The 16,354-nt window shown below is 41.9% G+C and carries 11 protein-coding genes; 5 read left to right on the top strand and 6 right to left on the bottom strand.

Annotated features, from left to right (window positions below; genetic code table 11):
• Positions 1-11 precede the first annotated feature (11 nt).
• Entirely contained in the window at positions 12-1,103 is a 1,092-nt protein-coding gene (gene thrC, locus AC2VE5_RS03510) for a threonine synthase (protein WP_486886393.1), read from the bottom strand.
• A gap of 231 nt (positions 1,104-1,334) precedes the next feature.
• On the opposite strand from thrC, the gene AC2VE5_RS03505 reads away from it, so the two are divergent.
• The gene (locus AC2VE5_RS03505) at positions 1,335-1,526 is read left to right on the top strand and encodes a hypothetical protein (protein WP_486886392.1); all 192 of its coding nucleotides are present in this window, start codon (positions 1,335-1,337) and stop codon (positions 1,524-1,526) included.
• Positions 1,527-1,545: 19 nt separating this feature from the next.
• On the opposite strand, the gene AC2VE5_RS03500 is transcribed toward AC2VE5_RS03505, so the two are convergent.
• Positions 1,546-3,858 (bottom strand): hypothetical protein, encoded by a 2,313-nt coding sequence (locus AC2VE5_RS03500; RefSeq protein WP_486886391.1) that lies wholly within the window; start codon positions 3,856-3,858, stop codon positions 1,546-1,548.
• 111 nt (positions 3,859-3,969) lie between these two features.
• Here AC2VE5_RS03500 and AC2VE5_RS03495 point away from each other — a divergent pair, with 111 nt between their 5' ends.
• The 3 genes from AC2VE5_RS03495 to AC2VE5_RS03485 are packed head-to-tail and all read left to right on the top strand — an operon-like array spanning position 3,970 to position 9,595.
• A complete protein-coding gene (locus AC2VE5_RS03495; protein WP_486886390.1) occupies positions 3,970-4,884 on the top strand; it encodes a hypothetical protein in 915 nt (304 codons plus the stop codon).
• 7 nt (positions 4,885-4,891) lie between these two features.
• Positions 4,892-6,955, top strand: coding sequence for an AAA family ATPase (locus tag AC2VE5_RS03490; protein WP_486886389.1), 2,064 nt, complete (start codon positions 4,892-4,894; stop codon positions 6,953-6,955).
• Between the two features lie 33 nt (positions 6,956-6,988).
• Positions 6,989-9,595 (top strand): DNA translocase FtsK, encoded by a 2,607-nt coding sequence (locus AC2VE5_RS03485; protein WP_486886388.1) that lies wholly within the window; start codon positions 6,989-6,991, stop codon positions 9,593-9,595.
• Between the two features lie 91 nt (positions 9,596-9,686).
• Here AC2VE5_RS03485 and AC2VE5_RS03480 read toward each other — a convergent pair whose 3' ends face one another.
• Entirely contained in the window at positions 9,687-10,310 is a 624-nt protein-coding gene (locus AC2VE5_RS03480; RefSeq protein ID WP_486886387.1) for an FMN-dependent NADH-azoreductase, read from the bottom strand.
• Positions 10,311-10,455: 145 nt separating this feature from the next.
• On the opposite strand from AC2VE5_RS03480, the gene AC2VE5_RS03475 reads away from it, so the two are divergent.
• The gene (locus tag AC2VE5_RS03475) at positions 10,456-11,361 is read left to right on the top strand and encodes a ParA family protein (RefSeq protein WP_486886386.1); all 906 of its coding nucleotides are present in this window, start codon (positions 10,456-10,458) and stop codon (positions 11,359-11,361) included.
• A 77-nt stretch (positions 11,362-11,438) separates the two neighbouring features.
• Here the strand turns inward: AC2VE5_RS03475 and AC2VE5_RS03470 are convergent, their stop codons facing one another.
• The 3 genes from AC2VE5_RS03470 to ileS form a co-directional block, all read right to left on the bottom strand.
• Complete coding sequence (locus AC2VE5_RS03470) at positions 11,439-11,858, bottom strand: hypothetical protein (protein WP_486886385.1); 420 nt, start codon at positions 11,856-11,858, stop codon at positions 11,439-11,441.
• Positions 11,859-11,913: 55 nt separating this feature from the next.
• Entirely contained in the window at positions 11,914-13,143 is a 1,230-nt protein-coding gene (locus AC2VE5_RS03465) for a M28 family peptidase (RefSeq protein ID WP_486886384.1), read from the bottom strand.
• A gap of 194 nt (positions 13,144-13,337) precedes the next feature.
• Entirely contained in the window at positions 13,338-16,202 is a 2,865-nt protein-coding gene (ileS, locus tag AC2VE5_RS03460) for an isoleucine--tRNA ligase (RefSeq protein ID WP_486886383.1), read from the bottom strand.
• Positions 16,203-16,354: the final 152 nt, after the last annotated feature.

Raw genomic sequence — 16,354 nt, 5'->3', positions numbered from 1 at the left:
AACCTTTATTGTTAAAACCCCATTGCTTTGGCAACAGCGTGAATTTCTGGCTCTATACCTTGCTGAAAAGAGTTTTGACTGTGTTTAATTGCCGTGTCAGGATCTTTTAAACCATGTCCCGTCAAAACACAGACAACTTTTGCTCCTGTCGGAATTTGATCTTGTACCTTCAACATTCCCGCCACCGAGGCGGCGCTGGCTGGTTCGCAAAATATACCTTCCTCCGATGCCAACAGTCGATAAGCATCTAAAATTTCTTCATCAGTAACAGCGTTAAACTCCCCTTGGCTTGCTTCTTTTACCGCGATCGCTTTTTGCCAATTTGCCGGGTTGCCAATCCGAATTGCTGTTGCCAAAGTGTCGGGGTTTGCTACAGGTTTGCCAGTAATTAACGGCGACGCGCCAGAGGCTTGAAAGCCCATCATTCGAGGCAGGCGATCGCATTTTCCCACAGCATGATACTCGCAAAATCCCATCCAGTAAGCGGTAATATTTCCGGCATTTCCCACCGGAATGCACAGCCAATCGGGAGCATCGCCTAAAACTTCTACCACTTCAAAGGCGGCGGTTTTTTGCCCTTCCAAACGGTATGGATTGACCGAATTTACTAGCGTTACTGGGTAATTGGTCGCCATGTCTCGGACTATTTCTAGCGCTTGGTCAAAGTTGCCCTTAATTGCCAATACTTCTGCTCCGTATAGCAGCGCTTGCGCCAACTTACCCAAAGCTACATAACCTTCAGGAATTAAGACAAAAGCCCGCATTCCCCCGCGTTTGGCATAGGCGGCGGCGGCGGCGGATGTGTTTCCGGTACTGGCACAAATTACGGCTTTGGCTCCAGCTTCTTTGGCTTTAGAAATTGCCATTGTCATCCCCCGATCTTTGAAGCTACCTGTGGGGTTAAGACCGTCATACTTTGCCCATACTTGTACTTGTCTGCCAATCCGGTCTTGAATAGCAGGAAGGGGAATTAAGGGCGTGTTCCCTTCAAGTAGAGTTACAACGGGGGTTTTTTCAGTTACGGGTAGGTAAGGACGGTAGGTTTCTATTAGTCCAGACCAAGATTGTGGAGTAGATGTTACGGGCAGGCTCAAAGTCGTCACTATTTCAATCGGGGAATTGATGGCAATGGGGCAAAAGACATTTCACTTTTACTGTATTTAGTCTACCGCGATCGCCTTTTTTATAAAAAATCTTTAGGCAAAAGTCTCATAAAAGCTCTCCCTACTGACTAGCCAGTTTACAAATCGCCACAAGGAGTAACGATCCTTTTTTAAGTTATGGTTACAATAGCTGTTTGGTGTGAGTAAGCATAAATTACTACCTGATTAATAATGACTATTTGTTCGTCTCCAGTTTCCCGTTCTCAATCTATAAATTCCGATTTAAAAAATCCTCAACCGATTCCTTATCAAGTTGCCGTCCAGGTAAAATACCTGCACTTAGAGGCAGAAATTGAATCGCTGTTGTATCAATTGCAAAATCTCAACAAACAACGTCTAGCTACTACCAGTGCAGAGATTTAAAATTGATTGTGCCAGTAGATTACTCAAAACGCTGGTTGGCAACTGACCAGCGCTGAATATTATACTTTTTAGCGTTTTCAATTAATAAGGCTGGCGGTGTATTATCTTTGAGGTCGGCGATCGCTTTGAGTTTTCCGACCTTGCTGCTAAATTCGCTGTAAAGTAGCACTCCGGTATCAGAAAAGAAGATCGTGCGATCGCCGCCCTTGTAAGACTTGTTTTTTGTCAAAGTCGCAATTTCCTGCTGGGAAATAGTCAGCACAATATCTTGATTATTGTCTCCAGTAAGATCGACTAGCCCAATTGGGAGATTTTTAAATTCTTGCTGCAATTGCTCAAACTTGGGTAAAGCCTTGTCTCGATTGGAACTTGGTTGCAACTCGCGCCAAATAGCTGGCAAAAACTCCGTTGCATCTACAGATTCTTGCTTGATAAATTCAGCCATAGTCATTGGCGTTGGCTCTACCCACTGTAAAGCCTCCGCACTTACCGCCAAAGCTGTGCTGGCAGGTTGTTCAAGCGGTGCTTGTGTTAGCAAGCGCAAGACACCATCTTGCAGTTGCACGGCTTGAACGGTAACTGTAGTAGTTTGCGATTGTCCGTCTGGTAGGCGCAGTACAATATCGAGATGAGGGTCTATATTTAGACCTAGTTGCTGCCACAGAAACTTTGCTGGCTCTGTATTAGGAAGCTTTAACTGGTCAAAAGGCGATCGCAACCAGGTTTGACCGTTGTTGTAAGTTACTACTCTAATTTGCTGCCATTTTTGTTTGGATATAGATTTTGGTTCGATTGGCAACCAGTCGGCTAAGTTAATGTTACTCGTCGGTTCTAGATAACCAATGATGCGACTGGGGCGATCTTTAGCTACAGGTAAAGAAATTCCATAATCTCCATCTAGGCGTTTGAGTAATTTTTCGTTGAAGCTTAAAGTTTTTGGGCTATGGGGTTGGGCTTTGAGCCAAGTAATAGCGCTTGATTGCCCTTCTTGAGCGCCCAAAATTAACGCCCCCCATGCTTGGACTTCTGCGCGATTGGGATTAATTTTTAGCGCCGCTTCTACCCGATTCCACAACTTTCCTGAATCGTTAACTAAAAAAGTAGCAATTTCTTGAGTATTTTCAGGCGTTGCAAGATATATTTGTAAGCCCTTTTCCCAGCGCCCATCGCTCAAAGCAGCGATCGCTTGTTGACTGGGGCTTGCCCAAGCAATATCGGCTTGCTTGCTTGTATATTTGGCATACAACCCAATTAGATCGATTTGTGCCTGCGCTGCGGCGGAGGGGCGGTTTTTGCCCTGATGGAGTGACTTTAACCATTGCCACGCCGGAGTCCAAAGACCGTTACGAGCTAGAAATAAAGCATCGCTATAAGACTTAGTTTTGATGACTGGTTCTTCAATGGCTAGGGGAACTAGCTGAAATTGATTGAAAGAGGCTTGGGCTGGTTTAACTTGATAGACTTGAAACTGTGGTTCTAAATCGCTAGTGCGATCGACGATTAGTTCGGGAAAACCGCCCCCCGTCACTTGCTGCCATTTGGGGGGTTGTCCAGTGGGGCTAGTCCAGGTTAATACTAAGTTCAGCGCCGAGCGACTTCTGTTGTAGTGGAGAATTTGACCGTAAGCAATGCCATTATCCGACTGCTGGCGTTGACCCATTAAATATAGCCAAGTACCAGATTGGGGTGCAGTTGCTGAAAAGCGTTGGAGTTGAGTTAGGGGTAATAGCCGCGTCGAACCATAGTTAGCGGTTTCCGAATCTACAATAGGAGAAATCGCAAAAGATTCATCAGGTCCCGATACAGGTAGCTGACTAATTAGTTGATAAGTAGTTTTGTCCGCTTGGAAGGGTAATTTTAAATTATTTGTTACTAGCTGATAAACTCGTAATTCGACAATTTCTTGACAATCAGTTTGGCAGTTTGATTGTGACTTATATATTGGTAGAACCAAAGACTTGGCAACTAGAGTTTTTGCATCGGTTTCTAGCGCCAAAGGTTCCCCAGGTAGTTTTCCTTGTTTGCGGAGATACTCGTCAATTTGTTTGAGGGTTTGCGGTTCTTGTTCGGGGTTAGAGGCGGCTAGTTTTGCCCCAGGGGGCAAAATTTTATTTACATCATTAACCGCGTCAGGATTGACAAATAGCTGCAAGCTCCACCACGCTCCACCAGCAATCGCACTAGCACCAGTTAAGATTAGGGCAAAAGCTAGTAACGAATTTCCCCAAATATTAGTTTTTGACCTTTTTTTGTTAACTACCGGGCGATGAATAATTGCTGGAGGGAGGCTATCTAATTGGGTGAGCGTTTGCTTGCGCGTTCTTTTTGCCATCAAAGTTAAGTCTATTTTGTAACATTAGCGATACAGATTTTAAGCCCTTTAGTAAAAAATACTGCCTTCATTACTCTATGCCGTTCTAAGTGTATGGGGAATTTTGATTGTTTGGTATCAATCAAGCGCAATATTCCTGGGAAATTTCTTAGAACAAAAAGCGATCGCTTTGTTAAAACAGATAAAGCGATCGTCCAAATATCATTGAGGGACATAATTATGGACATTCTCGAACTTAAATTTGTCTTAAAACTGCTTGGCGCTCCCAATTACCGAGAATCTTTGGCAAAAATTAAGCTTAATTCTGCAACCAAAGCCTCTGAGCGAGATAAAATTTGTCGTCAACTTGTAGAGCGCGAATTAGTTGGGGTTTCTAACGAAATCAGCAAATTTAAAATTGCTCCCGCAGGTATGGCTTTACTTAAAATAGATTCAGCCCAATTGCCTATAACGTCTCAGGAGTTAAAAATTCTTAAATCTTGCCAGAAAGAGGCGATTTCGCCTAGTAAAACTGGTTTGCCTGCGCTAGAAGCTCAAAAGCTAGTTCAAGCATTGTTAGAAAAGGGACTTCTGCAAGTAAACAAAACAGATAAAAAAATCAAGGAAGTTTGGCTAACCGAACGAGGTAAAGAATATTTACAAAACGAATACGATCCTAGTGGTGGCGGGAATATCACTTTAACCAAAAATATGCTGGCTACCTACTTGAAGTTTTTGCGTCAATCTCCATCCCTAGCAGTTGATTCTTCCCAGCAACCCAGCGATGAGGATATTTTGCAGACTATTCGAGACTTAGACAAAGAACTAGGTACAGACAATTACTTACCAATTTTTCATCTGCGCGAAAAGTTACAACCGCCTTTCTCTAGGGAAGACTTAGAACAAGCGCTCTATCGACTAGAAAAAGACGACAAAATAGAACTAAGTTCCTTAGTAGAAGCAAGTCGCTACTCGCCAGCACAAGTCAACGCCGGAATTAAACAGCGTTCGGGTATTCCGCTATTTTTTATCCAAGTTACTGCCTAACTATATAATGTCTAATCAAGATATCCCTAGCATGACATCTATCGATCGCCTAATTTTACAAAGTGCCAATCCGTTTGATAACCTTCGTTCAGGTAACTTTTGGAACAATGAGCGAGATACTGAACCTGTAGTTGAGTCTATTCATCAAGAAGTGATTTCTACAGTAGCAGAAACTCTCGCCCAAGTTGCTCAAGATGGTAAGACGCGCACGTTGATGTTGAGAGGCGATAGTGGTTCAGGCAAAACTTACTTGCTAGGGCGACTGAAGAAAAGTCTCAATGACAAAGCTTTTTTTGCCTATATTGAGCCGTTTCCGCAGAGTGATCGCATTTGGTGGCATATCTTACGCTACACCGTAGATAGTTTGCTGCAAATTCCAGAGGGACAAAAAGATTCTCAATTGATGTTATGGCTAAAAAGTTTGTCTGTGTTTACACAACGCAGTGTAAAACAGAGAATTTTGCAGGATAACTTTTGGGAAGGGTTAACTAGCGATCGCCAAAAATTTATCAAACATCTCAAAAAGACTTATAAAGATGCAGCGATTTATAATCCAGATAATTTCTTTGGGGTGCTGCACGATCTAATAGACCCGAAAAAGTACGATCTAGCTTGCGAGTGGTTGCGTGGCAACGATCTGAGCGAAGATTCTTTGAAAGAATTGGGTGTTAGAAGTTCTATCGATACAGAAGAAGCAGCTTGTGAAACTTTAGCTAACTTTGGCAGAATTGCTAAAGAAACGCAGCCAATTGTTTTGTGTTTCGATCAATTAGAAAGTATTGCTCATCTATCTGATGGTTCTCTTGACCTACAAACTTTATTTAGTGCTGCTACTAAAATCTACGACTATAATAAAAACTTTTTATTAATTATTAGTATTATTACACAGACTTGGCTGCATTATCGAGGTCGTATAGATCAATCTCATAAAGCTCGAATTAATATCGAAATTCCGTTAAAAAGAATTACGCTAAAAGAAGCGGAAGCAGTTTTAGCAAGTCAGCTTTCTGCTTTACATCGTCAAGCAAATCCTCAACCAAAGTCTAATATTTTTCCACTAAATCAACAAAATTTACTAGAGCAATTTCCTAGCGGGAAAACTAGACCTGGAGATATCCGAGATACTGCAAGGTCTGTTTTTCAAGAATATAAGAAATGGCTGCTCGACGGTAGCAAAGGTACATTTCATCCTTCCAAAACAAAGAGAACCAATGAAGGCGATCGATTAGAATTAGTTGCCAGTTTTAAGCTGAAATGGTTAGAAGAATTAAAAAAGGTGCAGCAGCGCATTACAAAAACTAACCAGCTATCATCTATAGAATTAATCCAAATGTTGCAAGAAGCCTTAAGTGCTTTGACAGTCGAGAATATAAAAATTCCATTTTTAAAAGGCACAAAGTTTGCTAATTATTCTCTTAGTTACACATCGTCTGAACAGCCGGAATGTGTAGGTATTGTATGGACAGAAGACCAAAACATGACTACTTTTTTCCATATCATGGAATCTTGTAGAAAAGCAGTTGAAAGAAATTTGTGTCAAAACTTATATTTAATCCGCGAGTCGAAAATAGGCAGCCCAAATAATAAGGGGTATAAAGTTTATGCCCAGTTGTTTAGCAATTCTTCACGCTGCCAAATAAATCCAAAAGTTACATCAATTCAATATCTAGCTGCTTACTACGAATTAGTTAAGGCTGCACGAGAAGGAGATTTGGATATTAATAGCAATCATATTAATTTAAAAAAATTAAGGCAGCTTACCTACGAATCTGAAATTTTGCATGATTGTTATTTATTGCAAAGGATTAAGGTCGTTTCTGCTGCTAATCCCGAAGTTATTGAAACTAATTTTAAAGTCGTTAAAGAATTCCTGTCAAATTTGGTTGTCAGCCAGCAATTACTAGGTAAAGAGACACTAATTGCTAACACGATTAGCTATTTTCCTCATTTAGATAAAGCCCAAGTTAGTCACTTGATTGAGCAACTGCGTCAAGAAAAAAAGATTGATATTCTTGGTGCGCCTAACAAACCTCAAGAGCAATTAGTTTGTTTAGTAGTAAAAGCCAATTAAAATTAAAAGATTTATAATGTTTACAATTAGCAAATGTTTTATTTAACAAATTTTGACGATATTATTTCAACAATTAACAAATTTGCTGCTAGTAAAATACTTTGGCTAGATACCGAAACGGCAGACTGGAGAAGTTCTTCCCCAAAAATATCGTTAATTCAAGCCTTAAATGATATTACAGATACAACTGGAGATAAAGCTTATGTTTTAGATGTATTGAATAAGCCAGACTTAGTAACATATTTTATTGACCAAATTATGGCTAACCCCAAAATTGAAAAAGTTTTTCATAATGCCAGCTACGATTTAAGGTTTTTGGGTAAAAATAAAGCAAAAAATGTTACTTGTACGCTTCAAGTAGCAAGAAACTTGAGATATAAATATCAGGAAATTGCTCAATTACCTAACTTAAAACTCAAAACATTAGCTGAAGAACTTTGCCACTTTGCTAATGTAGATAAAAGCGAACAATCAAGCAATTGGAGACAGCGCCCACTTACGAAATCGCAATTGGAATACGCCAATCTTGATAGTGTTTACTTGGCTCAAATACATCGCCGTTTGCTCGAAATAAGTAACCCAATTAAATTAGCAGCAGTGAAAAAATTTGCTCATTCTTCTCATCCGCGCTCTTTTAGCGTTACTAAAGTTAGAGTAGCTTTTGAGTGTCCGCGCCTATTTTATTTAGGACATCGTTGGGGCGGAAATATGATGTTTTTGCCGGGGGGAAATTCATCAAAAATTGGGATGCAATTTCATCAATTAGCCGATAACTTTGCTTTTATTGCCAAACAAGAAGCTAGGTTTAGCTTATTATTAGCACCAGAAGTAGAGCAATTAGATGTAAATGCGATCGCGCAGCAAATGCAACAGTTATTTTACGAACTATCATTTTTCCCTCATCTTAAAGCAACGGTGCAGACAAATCCAGGCAAAGCAACTGCTCTTTATCAACTTTGGGAAGCTTTAAAAGGACTTATTCACCACTGGGCAAAATTATTAGTCCAAAATCGGCGTTATTGCAGCTACTCGGAAGTAATTAGCAAAACTCTAATTGCAATTAAGCCGACCGTAAAACATTTTTTTCAACTAGCAGATGGTACGCAGCAATTAGTTCAAGGGCGTTTTGATAGTGTAGTTTATGATTTTGAACATCATCGCCTTTGTGTGGTGGAATACAAAACTTACCCTGTCGTAGACAAATCAGCCCAATTAGCGCAAGTTGCTCTTTACAGCTATATGTTGAAAGAAAAGCTAGGCGTAACTATAGATTCAGCCGTTTATAGTGTTTTGCCCAATTGGGAAGAATTAACTTTTACTTGGGATGAATTGGAGAAAACCGTACACCAACTAATTCCCCAAAAGTTGCAACAAATGCGTCAATGGCTGGCTTGGGATTCACCGCAACCCAATCCACCACCACCAACCACACAGCCTGATTTGTTGTGTAATATTTGTCCGCAAAAAGACAAGTGTCAAAGCTTTTTTGAGCCGGATAGCAATGCAAAAACTGCTGCTCCAAGTATAGAAATCCCGCAACCTACCAGCCCAAAACCAGTAGTTATTTCTCCAAGCATAGAAACCCCGCAACCTACCAGCCCAAAACAAGAAACTGAAGCGGATGCGATCGCGCAACAATTGGTAGAAACTCTGCGATCGTTTAAGTTGGGTGTAGATTACTTAGGTTCAGTAGTAGGTTCGGCATTTATTCGCGTCAAGCTTAAACCCCATCTGGGCGTAAAGTTTACCTCTATTGTCAACACATCTCAAGACTTGAAGGTACATTTAGGCATCGCTGATACTCCTCTAATTGCCACGCAAGCAGGCTATATTAGCATCGATTTGCCGCGTACAAGTCGCCAAATTGCTAGTTTTGACAAGTATATTACTCCTGCATCCTTACCCCCCACCGCACCGATAAAAATCGCTATTGGCGTAGATTTAGAAGGGAAATTAGTAGAAGCCGATTTAGCCGATCCAAATACCTGTCATTTTCTAGTCGGAGGTACAACAGGTAGCGGAAAAAGCGAGTTTTTGCGCAGCCTTCTACTTAGCTTACTTATGCGCCATACTCCCGACAACTTAAAAATTGCCCTTGTCGATCCTAAAAGAGTAACATTTCCCGAATTTGAGAAAATGCCGTGGTTATACTCTCCCATTGTCAAAGATTGCGATCACGCGATCGCCCTGATGGAGCAATTAGTCGCAGAAATGAATAAACGTTATCAACGTTTTGAAACGGCGGGTTGTGCAGACTTGACTTCTTACAATCAAAAATCATCCCAAGTATTACCGCGCATTGTCTGCATATTTGACGAATACGCCGACTTTATGACCGAAAAAGACAGCCGCAATGCCTTAGAACAAAATATCAAGCGCTTGGGGGCAATGGCAAGGGCGGCGGGGATTCATTTAATTATTGCCACCCAGCGCCCAGAGGCTAAAGTTGTTACGCCGATTATCCGCTCAAATTTGCCGGGGAGAGTAGCTTTAAAAACTGCAAGTGAGGCGGATTCAGCAATTATTTTGGGAGGAAAGCAAACCACCGCCGCTTATTTGTTGGGTAAAGGAGACTTGCTTTTTGGCGCTTCTTTGCAACGGTTGCAGAGTTTGCTGGCGACAAAGATTAATTTGGGGTAAATGGGGTATTCCGCCTAGGGTTAAAACCCCAGGCTAATAGCTGAAGTCGGCTTAAGCCGACTAGAGGAGTTGCTTTATAATTTTAAATTTCTTACCAGCTAGTTACAGCTTGATTAATAGCATTACTAGCTTCAGTTAGAGACTCCTTGCGTCCTTCATCACCGCCCATATCCATGTTATCGGCGTGAATAAAGGTAATATCTGTAACCCCGATTAAGCCAAAAATTGCTTTTAAGAAAGGTACTTGAAAGTCATAGTCAGCCGTAGGAGTACCAGGCTGATAACTACCACCGCTAGAAGTAATAATTAGCAGTTTTTTACCCTGTACTAAGCCTTGATAACCTTGCTCATTGACTGCAAAGGTACGGTTAACGCGGACAATTTGGTCTATATAAGCTTTAAAGGTAGATGGGACGCTAAAGTTGTACATTGGTACGCCAAACACGTAGCGATCAGCAGCTAATAGCTCATCTATCAAGGTATCGGAAGTGCTAATAGCCTTTTGTAATTCGGGTGAATGGGTTTCGGGACTAGAGTAAGCTGCTGCTATCCAAGGCTCATCTACATGGGGTACGGGGTGATGTCCCAAATCTCTATAAGTGACGGTATCTTGGGGATGGGCATTTTTCCAGTCGGTGACAAAACGGTGGGTCAGACTGCGCGAATGCGATCGCTCTGCGCGCGGGCTAGAGTCTATATGTAAGATATGAGCCATCTGTCATTTGTCCTTATAATGATAATTCAACATTAAATTAACATAACTTAGTAAATTAAGTATCTATATCTAAAGACAGTAAATTGCTTAAATAGGCGTTGACGGGTAAAGTCTAATTGGTTGTTTGGCGTAGTGGGATGGATGAATGGCGTATATTATTGCGACGGCAAATATGAAGGGAGGAGTTGGGAAAACAACTTTATCGGTCAATCTGGCTACGGCTTTGGTAAAAGAGCATAGTAAGCGAGTTTTGGTAGTTGATTTAGATACTCAAATCAGCGCTACTCTAAGTTTGATGCCACCTTCGGAGTTTGCTAAGTTTAGAAAGCGCAAGCAGACTTTGCGATATTTGGTCGAGCAAATTATCAATCCTGTCGATAACCCGAAGTTTTCTAGCCATGACGTAGTACAACACGATGTTTGCAAATTGCCAGGATTGGATTTATTACCAGGAGATATCGATCTTTACGATGAATTTTTAGTATCGCAAATGCTTTATCAAGAAGCGATCGATTTAGGTAAGTGCGAGTTTGAATTTGTATGGAATCGCTTTGAAAGGTTTTTAATCAAAAAAATACTACAACCGCTAGTTGCAGAATATGACTTTATTATTTTAGATTGCGCTCCTGGCTATACTCTTTTGACTCGCAGTGCTTTGGTTGCGAGTGACTTTTATATATTGCCTGCAAAACCAGAACCGTTGTCAGTAATTGGGATTCAGCTATTAGAACGGCGGATTTTAAGCTTGAAGGAGAGCCATCAAAAAGAGCAGATTCTCAACGTTTCTATGTTGGGGATAGTTTTTACTATGTCAGGTAACTTGCTAACAGGGAGATATTATCGTCAAGTGATTGCGCGGGTTAATCAAGACTTTGGTGCAAGTAAGCTTTTTGGTACTAATATACCCATTGATGTCAATGTGGCAAAAGCTGTGGATAGTTTTATGCCTGTAGTTTTGAATAATCCTAGTACGGCAGGAGCAAAAGCCTTTACTCAGTTAACTCAAGAGTTTTTAGAAAAAGTAAGGGTAGTAGCTGAAATGCAATCATAACCTATTGCAGCTAAACCCGCCTAGGGTTAAAACCCGCTTGCTGATAGCTAAAGTTGGCTGAAACCGACTAGAGATTTTTAGGCGCGATCGCGTTCTAAGTCATAGATTACTTTTTCCATTGCCCAATTAACCGATTTTTGGGGATTGGTTTGTTTAGTATAAGCTACTAAACGGTTGGCGGTAGTGCGATCGTTGTGCAAGAGAATTAACAGTTTTTTCTGCAACTTGGGACTAGCTTTGTCTATTTCACTATTGGTGTTAGATTTAGCAGTATTTGTTTTTTTGGTTGCTAAATAACCTCCTGTTGCGATACCACCAACTACTAGCGCTGTAGTTAGTATCCTTCCGCCGTTATCATTATTTTCTGGTGAAGTGGAATTGTAAGACTGGGCTAATAGTTGTGATTGAGTTAATTGTAAGCGTTGATTTGAAGTGACGGGCAAGTGGGTGCTGATAATAGTAGCTAATACCGCACCTAAAGGTAAAAGTTTTAGCATGGTTGTTTTTAGTTTGGTTAGGGTTTAGATTTGCTTGCTTTGAAAAGTCAAACAATTATTTTTGAATTTTGTTGGCTAAATCGAAGCCAAGTTGAGCCGTTTCGTTAAGTAGCTTTGCATCTACATTTTTATCGCCGGGACTGTGATAATTGGGATCTTCGCCTCGATAGAAAAAGAGTACGGGTACATTAGCGCTGGCAAAAGAAGCATGATCGCTACCGCCTCGACCACCAAAAGTAGTAATTTCGGGGTTTGTAGACTTGGCTAGTTTGGTTAAAGATTGTGTTCCACCGACAAGCAAGCGATCGTTTACGCCTACCATGTCAAAGTTGAGCATCCCTTTAAGACCTTGCAAAAATTCTGGTTTAGCGCTGCTTACAAAAGCTTTAGAGCCATGCAAACCATCTTCTTCGCCGTCAAAAGCAATAAACCAAGCTTGACGAGCTAGAGGGGTTTTCGCAGCCTTACGAGCGATCGCCAGTACAACGGCTGTACCGGAAGCATTATCATTTGCGCCGGGGGAATCTACCACCGAGTCATAATGACCGCCTAAAATTACTTTGGGTTGAGTTACACCAGGCAAACGAGCAATTACATTGCGCCCCGTAACATTGCCTTGGCGAGTGTTTACAGCCAGGTTTATTTGACGCGGAGTCGTCGTCTCCAGCAAAGATTTACCCGCCTCATCCGTCAACGCCAGTACAGGAATTTTGACATCTCCCCCCAGCGTACCGAACAAATTACCAGGCTTGGTATTGATGACAACTAAGCCAACCGCTCCAGCATTAGCAGCATTTTGAGCTTTTTCTAGAAAGCGAATTTCACCGCGCTTGACAATAGCAACTTTACCCTTGACATTAACATTTGCATAGTCTCCTTCGCGCCCAAAATTAGGGACTACAACGAGCGGTGCATTAAGTTTTCCAGCTTGAGAACCGTTTAAAGCTTTCCCGGCAATTACCTTGCCATCAATAGTTATATTTGAGCCTAAATCTACAAATTTGGGATAACTAAACGTTTGAATTTCTGCTACATATCCAGCCTTGCGATATTCTTGGAGCAAATAGTTACTAGCTTTTTCTGTTGCTGGGGTTCCGGCGACTCTAGGACCAAAATTTACTAAAGCTTGCACATCCGCATTACCAGGCTTGGTTTCAACGGCACTTTGAGCTTGCTTGAGGGGTTGGGCATCTATTTTTTGACTACACCCAGCAACGGCAAGACTTAAAATACTTACACCTGCAACCAGCAACTTCTTCTTCTTAGGCGATCGCTGCCATTGCACTGTAGTTTACTCCTTTTAATTATTCTGTAATTTCTATTGTGCTTGGTAAATATGACATAGGTATGTCGTTTGTATGTAACTTTTGACCTCTATTAGGGGTGCAAGAGTAGGGGCGCAAGGCATTGCGCCCCACTCTGTCGGGTTTGGGGTAATGGCTCCAATTGTTGGTTTTTCCTAAATAAAATTTGGAACGCTTAAAACTCCCCTACTAAAGCAGCAACACAGCGATCGCACAATAAGGGATGTTCTTGGGACTTACCAACATAGGTTGAATAATTCCAACAGCGATCGCATTTATGCCCATCGGCGGCAACTACGCCAATGCCCAAACTATCAGACTTGTAGCTGTACTTGGCGTTTTGCAAGGCTTCAGGATTTTCTAGTAGTTCCACTCCAGAAACGATAAACAGATAACGCAGTTCATCCACCCTATTTGTGAGGGAAGTAGAATCAAGAGCGTGCATTTGTTGGCGCAATTGAGAATCAGCAACATATAATAATACTTTTGCTTCCAACGCCGAACCGATCGCTTTTTGAACCCGCGCTTGTTCCAAAACCTTGTTAACTTCGGTGCGAATTGTCCTTAATTGCTGCCAAAACTCTAATAACTCGCTTTTGTGCCACTTTTCCTCTAATTGCACCCAACCCGCTTCAAATACTGATTTGTAGGGCGTAGGATAGGGGAGAAATTGCCAAATATCTTCGGCGGTGTGACAAAGTACAGGTGCGATCGCACGGGTCAAATTTTCTAAAGCGACGTGCAACACCGTTTGACAACTACGACGACGCAAAGTATTTTCAGCACTGATATACAGCCGATCTTTGCCAATATCTAAGTAAAAGTTGGACAAATCAATCGTACAGAAATTTTGTACAGCTTGGAAGAAGCGGAAAAATTGAAAGCGATCGAAAGCTTGAGTGACATCGGTAAATACTTCCGTAATCCGGTGCAACATATAGCGATCGAGTTCGGGCAATTGTTCGTAAGGTACAGCATCCTTGCTAGGGTCAAAATCATGCAAGTTGCCAAGTAAAAACCGCGCTGTATTGCGAATTTTACTCCTCACATCTCCCATTTGCTTGAGGATATTTTTACTGATAGATACGTCCGTTGAATAATCTACCGACGACACCCACAAACGCAATACATCCGCGCCGTAGGGTGGTTCCTCTTTTTGATTTTTGCCCCCCTCAATCACAATATTGGGATCGATGACATTACCCAAAGATTTACTCTGCTTGCGCCCTTGTTCGTCTAAGGTAAAGCCGTGAGTTAGTACAGTTTTAAAAGGTGCAATTCCGTTATTAGCAACGCTAGTTAACAAACTAGATTGAAACCAACCGCGATGCTGATCGGAGCCTTCTAAATAGATATCTACAGGATAATGTAGTTCTGGTCTTTGCTTGGCTACCGCCGCCCAAGAAGATCCAGAATCAAACCAAACATCCATCGTATCTGTACCTTTACGGTAAGTTTTACCAGTGTTGCGGTATTTTTCGGGCAGTAATTCCTCTAACGGCATTTCCCACCAAGCATCAGAACCTAAATCAGCAAATATTTTCTGCACATAGGCGATCGTTTCCTCGTTCATTAACGGTTCGCCTGTTTCCTCGTCGTAGAATACCGGAATTGGTACGCCCCAACTGCGCTGACGAGAAATACACCAATCTGCGCGATCGCTTACCATTGGCGTGATGCGATTTTCTCCTTGGGGTGGAATCCATTGCACAGATGCGAGTACTTTTAAGGCTTCTTCTCTAAACCCAGCCACTGATGCAAACCACTGTTCGGTAGCTCTAAAAATAGTCGGTTTTTTTGTCCGCCAGTCATAAGGATACTTGTGGGCGTAAGGTTCCATTTTCAGCAAAGCACCAGCCTCTGTTAAAGCTTCAATAACGGCGGTATTTCCTTCACCCAATACATTCAAACCAACAAATTTTCCGGCTTCTTCGGTAAAGTTGCCGTTTTCATCTACTGGCGCAAGGATAGGCAAGCCGTAACGCTGACCGACGATATAATCTTCTTGACCGTGACCAGGTGCGGTATGAACTAAGCCCGTACCGGATTCTGTCGTCACGTATTCGCCGCCGATTAAAATTGGACTTTCGCGGTCAAACAAAGGATGTCGATAAGTAGAATGTTCTAAATCTTTACCTTTAACCGTTGCTTTTACTGTGAGCGGAGTTTCTAACTTGGCGGACAAAGTAGCCACTAAATCAGCAGCTACGATTAGATATTTGGATGACGAGCCAATTTCAACTACCACATAATCAAGCCGAGGATTGACGCTAACAGCTAAGTTAGCTGGGATAGTCCAAGGGGTAGTTGTCCAGATAGCAACAGATAGCTGGGGTAAATAGGGTGCTAACGCAGACTTCGCCGCCTCCGAAAGGCTCGTCATGGGAAAAGCTGCATAGATACTTGAGGAAGTATGACCTTCAGGATACTCAAGTTCAGCTTCCGCCAAGGCAGTTTTAGAGCTAGGACTCCAATGGACGGGTTTAAAACCCCGATAGATATAACCTTTTAAAACCATCTGCCCAAACACCCCAATCTGCGCTGCTTCGTAGTCTGGAGTCATAGTTAAATATGGATGCTCCCAATCTCCCCAAACGCCGTAACGTTGGAAACTTTTGCTTTGTTCGTCCACAGCTTTTAAAGCAAAATCTCTAGCTTTGTGACGGAGTTCTAGGGGAGTCAAGTTTAGGCGATCGCTTTGCTTCATATTCTGCAAAACTTTAAGTTCAATCGGCAACCCGTGACAATCCCAACCAGGGACATAACGAGCTTTTTTGCCCTTGAGTAACTGGTAGCGGTTGATGATATCTTTGAGGATTTTATTTAAGGCGTGACCGATATGTAGCGCCCCATTAGCGTAGGGTGGTCCATCGTGGAGGACAAATATTTCGCCAGGATTGTTTTGCGACAGGCGATCGTAAATTTGATTTTCTGCCCAAAACTTTTGAATTTCTGGTTCGCGCTTAGTAGCGTTTGCGCGCATATCAAATTTTGTTTGAGGCAGATTAACAGTATCCTTGTAACGACCTTGTTCTGTCACGATTGCAATCCCGAAATAGTATTTAAACTATTATCAATGACAAACCCCTATAGCTTCAAGTGCGATCGCTCTTGGCTAGAGCTAGAGACGTTGAAGCGGGCGATCGCGCATTCTAACTTGAGAGCGATCTAATTAACCCATAACTCAAATTT

It is taken from the genome of Aliterella sp. E5.1, from assembly GCF_057473825.1.
The sequence above is the reverse complement of the archived record's forward strand: the minus strand, read 5'-3'. Positions and strand labels throughout refer to the sequence as shown.